Annotated in this window: 14 protein-coding genes; 7 read left to right on the top strand and 7 right to left on the bottom strand. The window is 72.4% G+C overall.

The genetic code is table 11. The features are described 5' to 3' along the window. The first annotated feature begins 44 nt into the window (after positions 1–44). Positions 45–959: a ribonuclease Z gene (locus BMX74_RS15270; protein WP_091100946.1), complete on the top strand. Its 915-nt coding sequence runs from the start codon at positions 45–47 to the stop codon at positions 957–959. Here the strand turns inward: BMX74_RS15270 and BMX74_RS15265 are convergent. The 4 genes from BMX74_RS15265 to miaB all read right to left on the bottom strand — a co-directional run bounded on the left by BMX74_RS15265 (position 935) and on the right by miaB (position 5,717). After that, a complete protein-coding gene (locus BMX74_RS15265) occupies positions 935–1,609 on the bottom strand; it encodes a class III extradiol ring-cleavage dioxygenase family protein (protein WP_091100944.1) in 675 nt (224 codons plus the stop codon). The two genes, BMX74_RS15270 and BMX74_RS15265, sit on opposite strands and share 25 nt — an antisense overlap. A 17-nt stretch (positions 1,610–1,626) precedes the next feature. Continuing rightward, positions 1,627–2,373, bottom strand: a complete 747-nt coding sequence (locus BMX74_RS15260) for an isocitrate lyase/PEP mutase family protein (RefSeq protein WP_055503536.1) — start codon at positions 2,371–2,373, stop codon at positions 1,627–1,629. Positions 2,374–2,475: 102 nt separating this feature from the next. Continuing rightward, positions 2,476–3,123, bottom strand: coding sequence for a hypothetical protein (locus BMX74_RS15255; protein ID WP_091100941.1), 648 nt, complete (start codon positions 3,121–3,123; stop codon positions 2,476–2,478). A gap of 1,100 nt (positions 3,124–4,223) precedes the next feature. Further along, the gene (miaB, locus tag BMX74_RS15250; protein WP_055503538.1) at positions 4,224–5,717 is read right to left on the bottom strand and encodes a tRNA (N6-isopentenyl adenosine(37)-C2)-methylthiotransferase MiaB; all 1,494 of its coding nucleotides are present in this window, start codon (positions 5,715–5,717) and stop codon (positions 4,224–4,226) included. 137 nt (positions 5,718–5,854) lie between these two features. Here miaB and BMX74_RS15245 point away from each other — a divergent pair, with 137 nt between their 5' ends. From BMX74_RS15245 to BMX74_RS15225, 5 genes are all read left to right on the top strand, one after another. Further along, positions 5,855–6,610: an amino acid ABC transporter ATP-binding protein gene (locus BMX74_RS15245; protein ID WP_055504099.1), complete on the top strand. Its 756-nt coding sequence runs from the start codon at positions 5,855–5,857 to the stop codon at positions 6,608–6,610. 17 nt (positions 6,611–6,627) lie between these two features. Beyond that, on the top strand, positions 6,628–7,482 hold the full coding sequence (locus BMX74_RS15240; protein ID WP_055503539.1) for a glutamate ABC transporter substrate-binding protein: 855 nt from the start codon (positions 6,628–6,630) through the stop codon (positions 7,480–7,482). A 73-nt stretch (positions 7,483–7,555) separates the two neighbouring features. Next, a complete protein-coding gene (locus tag BMX74_RS15235; RefSeq protein WP_055503540.1) occupies positions 7,556–8,245 on the top strand; it encodes an amino acid ABC transporter permease in 690 nt (229 codons plus the stop codon). Further along, positions 8,242–9,153 carry an amino acid ABC transporter permease gene (locus BMX74_RS15230; RefSeq protein ID WP_055503541.1) on the top strand — a complete coding sequence of 304 codons (912 nt, stop codon included), beginning with the start codon at positions 8,242–8,244 and terminating at the stop codon, positions 9,151–9,153. The genes BMX74_RS15235 and BMX74_RS15230 overlap by 4 nt, the downstream gene beginning before the upstream one ends. Positions 9,154–9,221: 68 nt before the next feature. Further along, positions 9,222–11,030, top strand: a complete 1,809-nt coding sequence (locus BMX74_RS15225) for a S9 family peptidase (protein ID WP_091100938.1) — start codon at positions 9,222–9,224, stop codon at positions 11,028–11,030. Positions 11,031–11,055: 25 nt separating this feature from the next. Here the strand turns inward: BMX74_RS15225 and rny are convergent, their stop codons facing one another. The 3 genes from rny to BMX74_RS15210 form a co-directional block, all read right to left on the bottom strand. Beyond that, positions 11,056–12,672 (bottom strand): ribonuclease Y, encoded by a 1,617-nt coding sequence (gene rny / locus BMX74_RS15220; RefSeq protein WP_055503543.1) that lies wholly within the window; start codon positions 12,670–12,672, stop codon positions 11,056–11,058. 447 nt (positions 12,673–13,119) lie between these two features. Further along, positions 13,120–13,926 carry an alpha/beta fold hydrolase gene (locus BMX74_RS15215; protein WP_091100935.1) on the bottom strand — a complete coding sequence of 269 codons (807 nt, stop codon included), beginning with the start codon at positions 13,924–13,926 and terminating at the stop codon, positions 13,120–13,122. A 113-nt stretch (positions 13,927–14,039) separates the two neighbouring features. Next, positions 14,040–14,684: a dihydrofolate reductase family protein gene (locus tag BMX74_RS15210; RefSeq protein WP_055503545.1), complete on the bottom strand. Its 645-nt coding sequence runs from the start codon at positions 14,682–14,684 to the stop codon at positions 14,040–14,042. 105 nt (positions 14,685–14,789) lie between these two features. On the opposite strand from BMX74_RS15210, the gene BMX74_RS15205 reads away from it, so the two are divergent. Then, on the top strand, positions 14,790–15,287 hold the full coding sequence (locus tag BMX74_RS15205) for a winged helix-turn-helix transcriptional regulator (RefSeq protein WP_091100933.1): 498 nt from the start codon (positions 14,790–14,792) through the stop codon (positions 15,285–15,287). Positions 15,288–15,462: the final 175 nt, after the last annotated feature.

Raw genomic sequence — 15,462 nt, 5'->3', positions numbered from 1 at the left:
CTCAGAGCCGCCGATATCCGCAACAGGCGTCTAGCATCGCGCTCGTGTCAAACCGTGAACTCGTCGTCCTCGGCACCTCCAGCGCGGTGCCCACCCGACACCGTAACCACAACGGGTACCTTCTGCGCTGGGACGGGCAAGGGTTCCTTTTCGATCCGGGTGAGGGCACGCAGCGGCAGATGCTGCACGCCGGGGTGAGCGCGAGCGACGTCCACTGGCTGTGCCTGACGCACTTCCACGGCGACCACTGCCTGGGCGTGCCCGGAGTCGTCCAGCGCGTCTCCCGCGACAGGGTCGCCCACCCCGTGAACGCCGTCTACCCCGCCTCGGGCGAGGTGTACTGGCGCAGGCTCAGGCACGCCGCCGTCTTCGCCGACACCGCCGTCATCGACGAGCATCCCGTGTCCGGCGAGCTGGCCGGCGTCGGCCCGCTGACCGCGCACAGGCTCTCCCACCCCGTCGAGTCCTACGGCTACCGGCTGCAGGAGCCGCACGGCCGCCGCATGCTGCCCGACAGGCTCGCCGCCCACGGCATCCGCGGGCCCGAGATCGGGGAGCTGCAGCGCACCGGCTCCGTCCGGGGCGTCACGCTCGACCAGGTCAGCGCGCCCAGGCCGGGGCAGAGCGCGGCGTTCGTCATGGACACCCGGCTGTGCGACGCGGTCTTCCGCCTCGCCGACGGAGCCGACCTGCTCGTCATCGAGGCGACGTTCCTGTCGGCCGAGGCCGCGCTCGCCGAGGAGTACGGCCACCTCACGGCCCACCAGGCCGGCGTGGTCGCCGCCGAGTCGCGGGTGCGCCGCCTCGTGCTCACCCACTTCTCGGAACGCTACGGCTACGACCGCGAGCCCGACTTCCTGGCGGAGGTGCGGCGCAGCTACGACGGCGAGGTGCTGCTCGCCCGCGACCTCATGCGCGTGCCCGTGCCCCGCCGTCAGGTCCAGGAGCCCGCGAAGTAGCCCACGCCGTACGGGGACGACTCGGCCAGCAGGCGGCCCGAGAAGCGGCGGCCCGCCGCCGCGCCCGCCAGCACCTGGAGCGCGGCCCTGCCGCCCACCCACAGGCGATCGGCGTCCGCCGCGTCGAGCCCGGCCAGCGCCCGCGGGTCGCCCTCGGCCACCGCCCTGGCGATGGCGTCGTTGTACGGCCGCGCCGCGTCGTCGTACCTGCCCGGCGCTCCGGCCGCCAGGCAGGCCGACCCGTCGGCCAGCACCAGCAGCCCCACCCGGCCCTCCTCGGCCAGGGCGGCGCCCAGGGCGAGGCAGTCGGCCGGGGCCGCGTCGAAGGCGACCGACTGGAAGGCGCCGGGGCCGTCAGGGTCGTCCTGGTGGTCCTGGTGGTCGGCGTCGAGGAGCCACCGGCCGATCGTCAGCGACAGCGGCAGCACCGGCTCGCCCGCGCCGGCCGTCACGTCGAGGCCCCAGGGACGCAGCGTGCCCGCCGCCGACCCCGCGTACCTGCGCGTCTCCTCCGCCCCGCCCACCACGACCAGCAGGTCGGGGGCGGCGGAACGCAGCGCGGCGACCGCGGCGCGGGCGGCCGAGCGGAGCTCGTCCAGGTCTCGGACGATCAGCGGGGTGTGCGGGCAGACGGCCGCGGCGACAAGCACGACGGCAAGCGTAGCGGTCAGTACGGATCGCGCCCGTCCCTGATCCCCCTGACCAGGTCCCCCACGTAGGCCATGGCCGCCCGGTGCACTCCGGATCCGAAGCTGATCCGCGCCACGCCCAGCTCCGCCAGCCGGCGCAGCGGCGGGGCGCCGGGGACGTACAGGATGTTGACCGGCGCGCCGCCCAGCTCCTCCACCAGCGCCCGGATCTCGTCCTCGGCCCGCAGGGTGATCGGGTACACGCAGTCGGCGCCCGCCTCCAGGTAGCGCCGCGCCCTGCCGAGCGCCGCCGCCCTCGACGTCCCGCCCTTCAGGTACGTGTCGACCCGGGCGTTGACCACCAGCCGGTCGCCGGCGGCGGCCCGGACCCCTGCCAGGAAGTCGGCCTGCTCGCCCGGGTCGACCAGCTCGCCGGTGCGCGGGTCGGAGTCCTCCAGGTTGCACCCGGCCGCCCCTGCTTCGAGCAGGCGCTCCACCAGCTCGGACGGCTTCAGCCCGTAGCCGCGCTCGACGTCGGCCGTGACCGGCACCGCCACGGCGCCCGCCACGCGGGCGACGGCCGCGAGCATCTCGGCGACCGGCATGGCCTCGCCGTCCTGGTGGCCCAGGGCGCCGGCGACGGCGGCGCTGCCGGTGGCGACGGCGGGGAACCCGGCGTCGGCGACCACGCGCGCGGAGGCGGCGTCCCAGACGTTCGGCAGGACCACGGGATGGCCGGGCACGTGCAGCGCGCGCAGCACCGCCGCGCCGTCGTCAGCTCTCATGCGAGAACCCTAGAGCGGCGCCGGCACCTCCCGAAGGTCCACTGCCGCCGCCGACCGGCATGCCACTTCCCCCGGCCGCGGCTGACGCGCCGTGCGGGGTGGTCAGCAGCCGCTCTTCGCGCACTGGCCGCCGACCTCGCCTGCCGGGCCGTCGGCGGGGTTGTCGGCGTCGGGGACGGCCGGCGGCTCGGCGGAGGGGCGGCCGGAGCCGCCGGGCGAGGAGGCGCCCGTGCCCGTGCCGCTGCCGGTGCCCTGGTCGGAGGCCGTCCCGCCGTCGGCGGCGGGGTTCGCGGCGGTGTCGGCACCGGAGTCCGCCGCCGGATCGGCCGCCGTGTCGCCGCCGCCGTCGGCCGTCTCGTCGGCCGCGGTCTCGTCGGCCGCGGTCTCGTCGGTCCCGGTCCCGTCGGTCCCGGTCTCGTCGGTCCCTGTCTCGTCGGTCGCCTGGTCGTCGGCTTCGGCCCCCGTGGAGCCGTCGGTGCCGCCCCGTGGATCGCCCGCCTCGGCGGTCGAGCTCCGGGTGGGGGCGCCGCCTCCTCCTCCGGACTCCTGGCCCGCCAGCAGGTAACCGGCCCCGCCCGCCCCGAGCAGCCCGACGAGCGCGGCGGCCACGATGACGGCGGTGCGCCTCGTGTTCCTCGGGCCGCCCGACCCCCGGGCGCCTCTCGCGCTCCTCGGGGCGTCGTCGAGGTTTCCCGGCCCTGACAGGACCTCCTGGCGATCCGGCTCGATCGGGTCGATCGGGTCGTGCATGGCGGTGCGACTCCCTGCGGTCGTATCGGGGAAAGCTCGCCGGCTTCCGCGGGTGATGCACCACACTAGCCGCAACAGCAGAATGCTCGCGCACCCATCACAAAGGAATCACGACTTGTCCCCCCATCGACACATTCGCCCAGGTCGTCGCTCCCCTCTGATGCCGCTCGCCGGGACGTTAGGCGTCCTCGCCACCGCCGCCGTCGGCATATTCCTGGCGACGGCTGACTCGGAGAAACCCACGGCGCAAACCGCGGGGAAAACCGATCAGGAAACGCCGCTTTTCGCTAGATCGTTTTCTCCGGAATCACCTGGAGGGCCTCCCGATCGGCGCGGCGACACACCGCACGCGCCACCCCCCTCGGCCGCGTCCACGTCGCGACCGTCCGGTACGCCGCCGGCGGAAGGCTCGGCCGACCCGATGCGCGGCGAGGACGGCACGGGCCCTGGAGGGGGCGGATCGCCAGGTTCGGCACCGGCGCCGGACGGCACGGGATCACCGGGGCGCGGGGGCGGCGTCCTGGCCTGGCGGGGCGGCGACCGCACCGGGCCAGGGCCGGTCGGGGCGCCCGCGGCGCCGTCGCTGATGCTCCCGCCGGGGTCGCCGGCGGCTCCCCCGGGACGGCCCGGACGGGAGGCCAGGCCGGGCACCCCGCCGCAGGCGCGGGGCACGGTGCCGCCAGGCGCGGCCGGGCGTCCCGACGCGCCCGGACCGGGCGGGAACCCCGAGGCCCCGCCCCAGCCGGGAAGCGCCCGGATCGCCCCTCAGGCGCCGAACCCCCGCCAGGGCACGCCGCCCAGGCCGCCCCGCCCGGAGACGCACGGCGGGCCCGGCCGTCAGGCACCTCACGCAGGAGTCGAACGCCGGCCGGGGGCGGCAACGACGGCGGACCGCGGGCCCGCGCCCGACCCGTGCGCCACCTTCCACGACTTCCGCAGAGGCGCCTGCTACAGCGTCATGCGCCGCCTCACCCGCTGACCTCCGCCGCTGACCTCACCCGCTGACGTCCGCCGCTGACCTCACCCGCTGACGTCCGCCGACGACGAAGGCCCGCCCGGGACAGCCGCGACTGTCCCCGGCGGGCCTTCGAGGAACCGCGTCAGTGGGCCGAGCAGGCCGAGGCCGGCGGCGGCGTGGCGGCCGGGCGGCCGACCGTGGGCATGCCGAGCAGGACGCCCGGTCCCTTCGCGGGCCCGCCCTGCCTGGCCTCCCACGCGTCGCCCGCGCGGGTGCGGCGCAGCGCGCGTACGGCCCCGTCGGCCACCAGGTGGTGCGGCGCCGCGTACGTCACCTCGACCGTCACCATGTCGCCGGGCCGCGGCGTCTCGTCGCCCACGGCGAAGTGGACGAGCCGGTTGTCGGGCGCCCGCCCGGACATGCGGCTGGTGGCGTCGTCCTTGCGGCCCTCGCCCTCGGCGACGAGCACCTCCAGCGTCCTGCCGACCTGCTTCTTGTTCTCGTCCCAGGAGATCTCCTCCTGCAGGGCGACGAGGCGCTCGTACCGCTCCTGCACGACCTCCTTCGGCACCTGGTGCTCCATCGTGGCGGCGGGCGTGCCGGGCCTGATGGAGTACTGGAAGGTGAAGGCGTTGGCGAAGCGGCTCTCGCGGACGACGTCGAGGGTGGCCTGGAAGTCCTCCTCGGTCTCGCCGGGGAAGCCGACGATGATGTCGGTGGAGATGGCGGCGTCGGGCATGGCGGCGCGCACCCGCTCGATGATGCCGAGGTAGCGCTCGGCGCGGTACGACCGCCGCATGGCCCGCAGGACCCGGTCGGAGCCCGACTGGAGCGGCATGTGGAGCTGGTGCATGACGTTGGGCGTCTCGGCCATGGCCTCGATCACGTCGTCGGTGAACGCGGCCGGGTGGGGCGAGGTGAAGCGGACCCGCTCCAGCCCGTCGATCGTGCCGCAGGCGCGCAGCAGCTTGCCGAACGCCAGCCGGTCGCCGAACTCGACGCCGTAGGTGTTGACGTTCTGCCCGAGCAGGGTGACCTCCAGGACGCCCTGCTCGACCAGGGTGCGCACCTCGGCGAGGACGTCGCCGGGCCTGCGGTCCTTCTCCTTGCCGCGCAGCGAGGGGACGATGCAGAACGTGCAGGTGTTGTTGCAGCCCACGGAGACGGCCACCCAGGCGGCGTACGCGGACTCGCGCCTGGTGGGCAGCGTGGAGGGGAAGACCTCCAGCGACTCCTGCAGCTCGACCTGCGCCTCGCCGGCGACGCGGGCGCGTTCGAGCAGCACCGGCAGCGAGCCGATGTTGTGGGTGCCGAACACCACGTCGACCCACGGCGCCTTGCGGACGATCTCGCCCTGGTCCTTCTGGGCGAGGCAGCCGCCTACGGCGATCTGCATGCGCGGGTTGCGCGTCTTGGCCGGCCGCAGGTGGCCGAGGTTGCCGTACAGGCGGTTGTCGGCGTTCTCCCGCACGGCGCAGGTGTTGAAGACGACCACGTCAGCGGTCTCGCCCTCGGGCGCGGGGACGTATCCGGCCTCCTCCAGCAGGCCGGACAGCCGCTCGGAGTCGTGCACGTTCATCTGGCACCCGTATGTGCGCACTTCGTACGTGCGGGCGCTCTCCTGGGTCACAGTCATGGCACGTTCAAGGGTAGTCGCTGCTGGGGTCGCGCCCGCCGCCTCACACCCGTTTGGCCAGCTTGACGGCGGGCTGTGACCGGATCGGTACCGCTTGGTTAGTGACCAGCGCTCTCGTGCCCTTTACGGTTTACGCCATGACGGAGAACGGCGACGCCACTCCACTTGTCAAGTTGGAGAACGTCAATAAGCACTTCGGGGCACTGCACGTCCTGAAGGACATCAATCTGACCGTCTCCCGTGGCGAAGTCCTGGTCGTTATCGGCCCTTCGGGCGGGGGGAAATCCACGCTCTGCCGGACCGTCAACCGGTTGGAGACCATCGACGGCGGACGCATCGTCTTCGACGGGCAGCCCCTGCCCGACGAGGGCAGAGGCCTGGCCCGGCTCCGCGCCGACGTCGGCATGGTGTTCCAGTCGTTCAACCTGTTCGCGCACAAGACCATCCGCGAGAACGTCACCCTGGGACCCATCCGGGTGCGTCGCAAGTCGCGCGAGGAGGCGGACCGGCGGGCCATGGAGCTGCTGGAACGGGTCGGCATCGCCGCGCAGGCGGACAAGTACCCCGCACAGCTCTCGGGTGGCCAGCAGCAGCGCGTCGCGATCGCGCGGGCCCTCGCCATGGACCCGAAGATGATCCTGTTCGACGAGCCGACGTCGGCGCTGGACCCGGAGATGGTCCAGGAGGTGCTGGACGTGATGGTGAGCCTGGCTCGCGAGGGAATGACCATGATGGTCGTCACCCACGAGATGGGATTCGCCCGCCGCGCGGCGAACAGAGTGGTGTTCATGGCGGACGGTCAGGTGGTCGAGGAGAACAGCCCCGACGAATTCTTCGGGGCCCCGCGGACCGACCGGGCCAAGGATTTCCTTTCTAAGATTCTGACGCATTGAGAGAGCCGAGGTAGACGATGCAGATCCGCCGTATTGGTGTTGCCCTCATCGCCGCCGGCGCCATGGTCGCCGGCCTCGCCGCGTGTGGCGGCGGCGGCCCGACGTCCGTGCTGCAGAAGGCGAAGGACGAGAAGAAACTCGTCATCGGCGTGAAGTACGACCAGCCCGGCATGGGGCTGAAGAAGCCCGACGGCACGGTCGAGGGCTTCGACGTCGACGTGGCCAAGTACATCGCGGGCAAGCTGGGTGTGCCGGAGAGCGGCATCGAGTTCAAGGAGGCCCGGTCCGCCAACCGGGAGAGCTTCCTGAAGCAGGGCCAGGTCGACCTGGTCATCGCCACCTACTCGATCACCGACGCGCGCAAGCCGCAGGTCACCTTCGCCGGCCCGTACTACCTGGCGCACCAGGACTCCCTCATCCGGACCGACGACACCTCGATCACCAGCCTGGAGACGCTGAAGGGCAAGAAGGTCTGCCAGGTCAGCGGCTCGAACTCCTGGAAGAACATCGCCGAGGGCACCAACAAGATGAACCAGAAGGTCGACGTGACCCTGGTGCCCGCCGGCGGCTACGACGAGTGCATCCAGAAGCTCAAGACCAACGCTGTCGACGTCGTCACCACCGACGACACGATCCTGGCCGGCTTCGCCAAGCGCGAGGGCAACTCGGTGAAGGTCGCGGGCGCGCCGTTCACGGACGAGAAGTACGGCATCGGCATCAAGAAGGGCGACATCGAGAGCTGCAACGAGATCAACAAGATCGTCGCCCAGATGTGGTCGGACGGCACCGCCGCCAAGCTTCTGGACAAGCACTTCGCCGGCACCGGGCTGAAGGTGGAGACCACGGCGCCCCAGCCCGCGGGCTGCTCCTGATCCCCGTCCAGGCCCGACCGCCCGCCGGTGAGCCGTACAGGCGCGCCGGCGGGCACTCTTGACGAGGAGTGTCATGGACACCTCCACCTTGTTCGACTTCTCCCCGCTGGTGCAGGACTTTGACAAGATCATCGCGGGGTTCTGGGCGACGATCCGGCTGACCGTCATGAGCGCGGTGCTCGCGCTCGTCCTGGGCACCGTCCTGGCGGCCATGCGCGTGGCCCCCACGCCGGTGCTGCGCTGGGCCGGCGCCGCGTACGTCAACGTGGTGCGCAACACCCCGCTGACGCTGGTGCTGATCCTGTGCGCGCTGGGCCTCAGCGACGCCATGCAGCTGACCTTCTCCGACGAGCCGTCCACCAACTACTACTGGTGGGCCGTGACCGGCCTGTCGGCGTACACGGCGGCGTTCGTGTGCGAGGCGCTGCGCTCCGGCATCAACACGGTGTCGGTGGGGCAGGCCGAGGCGGCCAGGGCCATCGGGCTGACGTTCACCCAGTCGCTGCGGCTGGTGGTGCTGCCGCAGGCGTTCCGCACGGTCATCTCGCCGCTCGGCAGCATCCTGATCGCGCTGACCAAGAACACCACGATCGTGATCGTGGGCAGCTACATCGAGGCGGCCGCCCAGATGAAGCAGATGTTCGACGACTACGGCGGCACCATCCCGATCTTCCTGGGCTTCGCCTTCGGGTACATGGTGCTCACCCTGCCGACCGGCTTCTTCTTCGGCTGGCTGGCCAAGCGGATGGCGGTGGCCCGATGAGCACGAACGTCCTGTTCGACCTGCCAGGGCCGCGCACGCGGCTGCGCAACAACGTGCTGACGCTGCTCTCGGCCGCCGTCCTGCTGCTCATCGCCTACCTGGTGATTGCGAAGCTGGGCGAGAAGGGCCAGCTCGACGCGGCCAAGTGGGAGCCGTTCCTGCGCGGCGACACCTGGACGGGCTTCATCATCCCCGGCCTGATCAGCACGCTGCAGGCGGCCGCGGTGGCGGCGGTGCTGGCGATGGCGTTCGGCGTGCTGTTCGGCCTGGGCAGGCTGAGCGACCACCGCGTGATCCGCGTGTTCTGCGGCGGAGTCGTGGAGTTCTTCCGCGCCATCCCGCTGCTGATCCTGATCTTCTTCGTGCAGGCGGGCCCGGCCACGCTGAGCGGCTACACCGTCAGCGTGCCGGCGTTCTGGGCGGTCGTCGTCGGCCTGACCCTCTACAACGGCTCGGTGCTCGCGGAGATCGTCAGGGCGGGCATCCTGGCCGTCCCGAGGGGCCAGTCCGAGGCCGCGTACGCGATCGGGCTGCGCAAGTCGGAGGTCATGCGGCTGGTGCTGGTGCCGCAGGCCACGACGGCGATGATGCCGGCCATCGTCAGCCAGATGGTGGTCCTGCTCAAGGACACCGCGCTCGGCTGGATCATCGCGTACGAGGACCTGCTGAACAACGGTCTGAAGCAGTTCGCCGTGAACTACGGCAACCTCATCCCGAGCGCCATCGTGCTGGCGCTGATCTACGTGGCGATCAACCTGGCGCTGGGCTGGCTGGCCCACCGGCTGGAGCGCCGCAACAGGCGCAGCCGCAAGTCCGCCGCCGGCCCGGTCACGCCGCCCTCGGCGATCGGCACGGGCGGAGGCAGGAGCGGCGGCCCCGGCAGGGAGGCCGTCGCCACGATGGAATGACCCGGCGGGCGCGCCCCGTTCCCGCTGACCGGGGCGCGCCGCCGGTGATCTTCCGGCAGGATGCGGGTATGCCTTTTCGGCCCTCCCCCATCTCGTCCATGCACGTGGCCCGGTCGGGCCTGCGCCTCGGCTGGCCCGCCGTCCGCGACCGCCGGGTGTGGTGGACGGAGGACCGCCCCGACGAGGGCGGCCGCACCACGATCGTGCTCCGCTCCCCCGACGGCACCCGCCGCGAGCTGCTGCCCGCGCCGTGGAACGCGCGCACCCGCGTGCACGAGTACGGCGGCAGCCCCTACACCGTCACACCGGCCGGCGAGGTGGTGTTCGCCAACTTCGCCGACCAGCGCCTCTACCTCCTCGGCGACGACGGCGAACCCACGCCCCTCACGCCGGAGGGCTCCTCCCGCTACGCCGATCTGAGCGTCCACGGCGGCGAGGTGTGGTGCGTCCGCGAGCACCACGGCGACGACGGCACGGTCACCAGGGGCGTCGTGTCGGTCCCGCTCGACGGCGGCGAGCCGCGCGAGCACGTCACCGGCAGCGACTTCTACGCCTCCCCCTCGGTGTCGCCCGACGGCGCGCACCTCGCGTACGTCTGCTGGAACCACCCCCTCATGCCGTGGGACGGCACCGAGCTGCGCGTCACCTCGCTCACCGGCGGCGGCACCCGCACCCTCGCGGGCGGCCCGCGCGAGTCGGTGCTCGCGCCGAGCTGGCGCGACGCCTCCGCGCTCTACCTCGTCTCCGACCGCTCCGGCTGGTGGAACCTGTACGAGGCCCGGCTCGACGGCACGCCGCCCCGGCCGCTCCACCCCGCCGAGGAGGAGTTCGTCCGGCCGCCGTGGCACCTCGGCGGCCTCCCCTACGCCGTGCTCGGCGACGGCCGGCTCGCCGTGCTCCACGGCCGGGCCGACCTGCGGCTCGGCCTGCTCGACCCCGCCACCGGCACGCTCGACGACCTCGACCTGCCCTACACCGGGTGGGGCGGCGTCCTCGCCGCCGACGGCGCGTCGCTGGTCGGCGTCGGCTTCTCGGCCACCACCCCGCGCGCCGTCGTCCGTCTCCGGCCGTCATCGGGCGAGGCCGAGGAGCTGCGGCGCGACCTGGCCGACCTGCCCGACCCCGCGCTCCTGCCCGTCCCGCGCCCCGTGCGCGTCGGCGGGGGCGTCCACGCCTTCCTGTACGAGCCGCCCGAACCCGACGGCCCGCAGCCGTACGTGATCTTCCTGCACGGCGGCCCGACCGCTCACGCCGGCACCGAGCTCGACCTGGAGAAGGCGTTCCTCACCTCGCGCGGCATCGGCGTGCTCGACCTCAACTACGGCGGCTCCACCGGCTACGGCAGGGCCTACCGGGAGCTGCTGAAGGGCCTGTGGGGCGTCGCCGACGTCGCCGACACCGTGGCCGCCGCGCAGTGGCTGGCCGCCGAGGGCCTGGCCGACCCGGCCCGCATCGCGGTACGCGGCGGCAGCGCCGGCGGCTGGACCGTCATGGCCTCCTGCTGCCGGTCCGACGCGTTCGCGGGCGGCGTGTCCTACTTCGGGGTGAGCGCGCTCGGGCCGCTCGCCGCGCACACCCACGACTTCGAGTCGCGGTACATCGAGTGGCTGGTCGGGCCCGACCCCGCCGTCCACGCCGAGCGCGAACCCCTCGCGCTGGCCGGGCAGGTGTCGTGCCCCATGCTGCTGCTCCAGGGGCTCGACGACCCCGTGGTGCCGCCCGAGCAGTCCGAGGCGTTCGTCGCGGCGCTGTCCGAGCGGGGCGTGCCGTGCACCTACCTCGCGTTCGACGGCGAGTCGCACGGCTTCCGCCGGGCCGAGACGCGGGCTGCGGCCCTCGCCGCCGAACTCGCCTTCTACCAGCAGATCTTCCAGTGACACCGGGTTCGTGCCGGTCGATGGGTCAGCGGGCGAACTCGGTGGCGCGCGACTCCCGCACCACCGTGATGCGGATCTGCCCCGGGTAGGTCAGCTCCTCCTCGATCTGCTTGGCGACGTCCCTCGCGATCACCTGGGCCTGGATGTCGTCGATCGCCTCGGGCTTGACCATCACCCTGATCTCCCGCCCGGCCTGCATGGCGAACACCTTCTCCACGCCCTCGTACGACTGCGCGATCTCCTCCAGCCGCTCCAGCCGCTTGACGTACGCCTCCAGCGACTCACGCCGCGCACCCGGCCGGCCGCCGCTGATGGCGTCGGCCGCCTGGGTGAGCACCGCCTCCACCGTGCGCACCTCGACCTCGTTGTGGTGCGCCTCGATGGCGTGCACCACGTCCTCCGACTCGCCGTACCTGCGGGCGATCTCCGCGCCGATCAGCGCGTGGCTGCCCTCCACCTCGTGCGTGAGCGCCTTGCCGATGTCGTGCAGCAGCGCGCACCGCTTCAGCAGCGTCTGGTCGAGGCGCAGCTCCGCCGCCATGATGCCGGCGATGTGCGCCGACTCGATGAGGTGCTTGAGCACGTTCTGACCGTACGACGTCCGGTAGCGGAGCTGGCCCAGCAGCAACGTCAGCTCCGGATGCATGTCGGTGATGCCGAGTTCGACCAGCGCGTCCTCGCCCGCCCGCGCGCACAGGTCCTGCACCTCCTGGCGGCTGCGGTCGTGCGCCTCCTCGATGCGCTGCGGATGGATGCGGCCGTCCAGCACCAGCTTCTCCAGCGTGAGCCGGGCCGTCTCCCTGCGCACCGGGTCGAAGCAGGACAGCAGCACCGCCTCCGGGGTGTCGTCGATGATGAGGTTCACGCCCGTGGTCGACTCGAAGGCCCTGATGTTGCGGCCCTCGCGGCCGATGATGCGGCCCTTCATCTCGTCGCCCGGCAGGTGCAGCACGCTGACCACCGACTCGGCCGTCTGCTCCGTCGCGACCCGCTGCACCGCCAGCGTCACGATCTTGGTAGCGCGCTTCTCGCCCTCCTTGCGGGCCTGGCTCTCGATCTCCCTGATGATCAGCGCCGCCTCGCGCTTGGCCTGGTTCTCGATCTCCTTGACCAGCTCGGACTTCGCCTGATCGGCCGTCAGCCCCGCCACCCGTTCCAGGATGGCGCGCCGCTCGCCCTCGACCTGGAGCAGCTCCTCACGCCGGTCGGCCAGCTCGACCTCGGTCTCGGCCAGCTTCCTGTCACGCTCGGTCTGCCGCCTGGCCTCCTCGTCCAGCCGCTGCTCCCGCTCGGCCAGCCGCGCCTCCCTGCGCTCCAGGTCGGAACGGAGCTCCTTGAGCTCGGACTTCAGGATCCGGCTCTCCTCCTCGACCTCCCGCCGCATCTGCGCCGCGCTCTCGGCCGCCGCCTCCGACCTGCGCAGCATCTCCTCCGCGTCGGACTCCGCCTTGGTGCGGATCTCCCTGGCCTCCTCGCGGGCCTGCTCCAGCTCGTCCTGGACGGCCTGCACCTGCTCAGGGGTGGGCCTGGCCGAGCGCGGGACGCCGCCAGAGGTGCGCCGTACGACGACGAGCAGCGCGGCGACCATCCCGAACGCGAGCACGAGCACCGCCACCATCAGCACCACGACCAGCGGCCCCATGTGCGCCCCGCCCTCCTCGCGTCGTCCTCACAACGGCGGTCTCAAAACGGGAGGGGTCACACGCCCGTGACGGAATGCCCTGTCGGTGTCGGTACCTGGACAGCCGTCAAGCCAGGACTGATCGGGCGTCGGCTGGCACAGCCGACACCTCGCCTGTCTCGATCGACCAAGCTCGTACGTCCGTCGTTCACCGGTATGGCGATCCGCTGCGCGGAGTAACTCCTCACTGCCGTCGAGGTTATGCGTCGAACAGGTCACGAGCAAGCAAACGCGTCATCAAGCGTGTCTTACCGACCGGCCTCCCGAAGATCACCCCATCGCGCGCGAACCTCCCGGCCCACAGGCACTCCGGCCCTGACAGCCCCCTTGACCCAGGGCGGTGCTCCACCGCGCCGCGCGCCCGCCCGCCACGCCTTCGCCGACCGCGAGCTCCCGCCCCCTCGGGGTTCAGCCGAAGAAGTCCGCGAGGATCCCGGCCAGCCCCGCCGGCCGCTGCAGCACCGCGTGGTCCTCCCCTTCCATCACCTTCAGCTCGGCGCCGGGCACCGTGGCCGCGACCGCCCGCGTCGCCTCCGCCAGGCCCGGCGCCGTTCGGTCGCCGTAGACCGCCAGCACGGGGACGCCGATCCGGGCGAGCCGGTCGAAGGGCATCACCTGCCAGGGCGTGCTGAGCAGCACGTCGTACGGCAGGCTCGGAGCCTTGCCGGTCAGGAACGGCCACGCCTCGCCGCTCCTCATCCCGGCGATCACGCCGTCAGGGACGCCGACCGCCTCGCGCAGAAACACCTCCGCCGCGCCGTCGCGGTCACCCGCGGCGACCAGGGCCTTGAGCCGGTCGTAGAGGTCGGCCGCCGGCCCCGGGGCGTCCTCGGCGGCCCGGTACGCCGGCTCGTAGACCGCGACCCGGTCGATCGGCAGCCCGCGCATGGCCCCCTCCAGCACGAGAACGGCGCCGGAGGAGTGACCGAACACCGAGGCCCGCCCGCCGGCGTGCGCGATGACCGCCGCCAGGTCGTCCACCTCGTTGGCGACCAGGTAGTCGCCGCTCCTGTCGTCGCTGCCCCCGCGGCCGCGGCGGTCGTAGGTCACGACGCTGAACCGCGGCGCGAGCTCCGCCCCGAGCGCGGCCACGGTCGAACGGTCGTTGAACGCGCCCCCGACGAGGATCACCGGCGCGCCCTCCCCGACCGTGTCCACGGCTAGGGTCGTGCCGTCCTTCGAGGTGATGTGTACGGACGTGATGTCTTCTGGCATGTCTGTCAGCCTTTCCGCTCCGCCGCCAGGCGGAAGCCGAGGCGCCGTCGTGACGACGACGCGGGACGTCACAGTCGGACGGCGGCGTGGAGCCCACGCCCCGCCGGCCGAGCCTACGGCCGGGTGAAGGTCACGTGCGTGACGCCACCGGGGGTGGTCACGGACTCGATGTGGAAGCGGTCCTCGATCCCTTCGAGGCCGTCCCACAGCCGCTCGCCGCGCCCCAGGACGATCGGGACGACGACGACGTGCAGGTGGTCGACCAGGTCCGCGGCCAGGAACGCGCGGACCGTGCTCGGGCCGCCGCCGATCCTGACGTCCAGGCCGCCCGCGGCCTCACGGGCCTGGCGCAGCGCCTCCTCAGGGGTGGCGTCCACGAAGTGGAACGTGGTGCCCCCTTCCATCTCCAGCGGGGGCCGGGGGTGGTGGGTGAGGACGAACACCGGCGTGTGGAACGGAGGGTTCGTCCCCCACCAGCCGGTCCACTCGTGGTCCTCCCACGGGCCACGCTGCGGCCCGAACTTGTTGCGGCCCATGATCTCCGCACCGATGCCGTCGCCCCACGTACCGGCCAGGGCGTCGTCGACGCCGGCGCCGCCACCGGGTTCGCCACGCATGGCGTGGAACGCACGGGTGCCGAAGAACCACTGGTGGAGCCGCTCGCCGGCGTGGCCGAAGGGAGCCTCCAGGCTCTGCCCCTCACCGGTGGCGAAGCCGTCGAGGGAGACGGAGAAGTTGTGGACCCTGACGCGGGACATGCGAGGCCTCCTGCCTTCACACCCTCAAGTGATTGCGAATTGCAATCACCGGGGAGGAGCCTAGACTAGGTGGTTGCCGAATGCAATCACTTGAGGAGGACGTCCATGCGAGACGAACCGCGATCGGGGTGCGCGATCAACGCCGCCGTGGAGGCACTCGGGGACCGGTGGAGCCTCATCGTCCTGCGAGACGTGATCTTCGGGGGGCGGCGGCACTTCCGTGACCTGCTCGCCCACTCGGAGGAGGGCATCGCCTCCAACATCCTCAGCAGCCGGCTCAAATCCCTCGTCGCCGGGGGGCTCCTGACCCACGAGGAAGGGGGACGCGGCCGGCGAGGCACCTACAGCCTCACCGAGGCGGGCATCCAGACGGTCCCGATCATGGCGGTGCTCGGCTCGTGGGGGCTGCGGCACCGGCCGACCACGCCGGAGCTGGGCGTCCGGGCCCGCCTGCTCGAACAGGCCGGCCCACCCCTCTGGGAAGACCTGATGGACGAACTCCGCGAAACCCACCTCGGCATCCCCCGCCCCGACCCCGACCGCCCGCGCGCCTCCCAACTCCTCCAGGAGGCATACGAACGCACCCAGACCCCATCCCCCTGACCTCTGCCGCACAAGAAGAACACGCAGTCCACCACCCGCGAACGTCTCCCCTGCCCCCGCCCAACCAGGAGAACCGGGCAGCCCGCCGCCCCGCGAACACCTCCCCCGACCACCCCGCGGTCAGGAGAACCACGCAGTCGACCGCCCCGCGAACACCACCCAACCAGGAGAACCG

The sequence above is a fragment of the Nonomuraea pusilla genome (assembly GCF_900109355.1).
Classification (GTDB): domain Bacteria; phylum Actinomycetota; class Actinomycetes; order Streptosporangiales; family Streptosporangiaceae; genus Nonomuraea; species Nonomuraea pusilla.
This window is presented reverse-complemented; position numbering and strand designations above follow the sequence as displayed.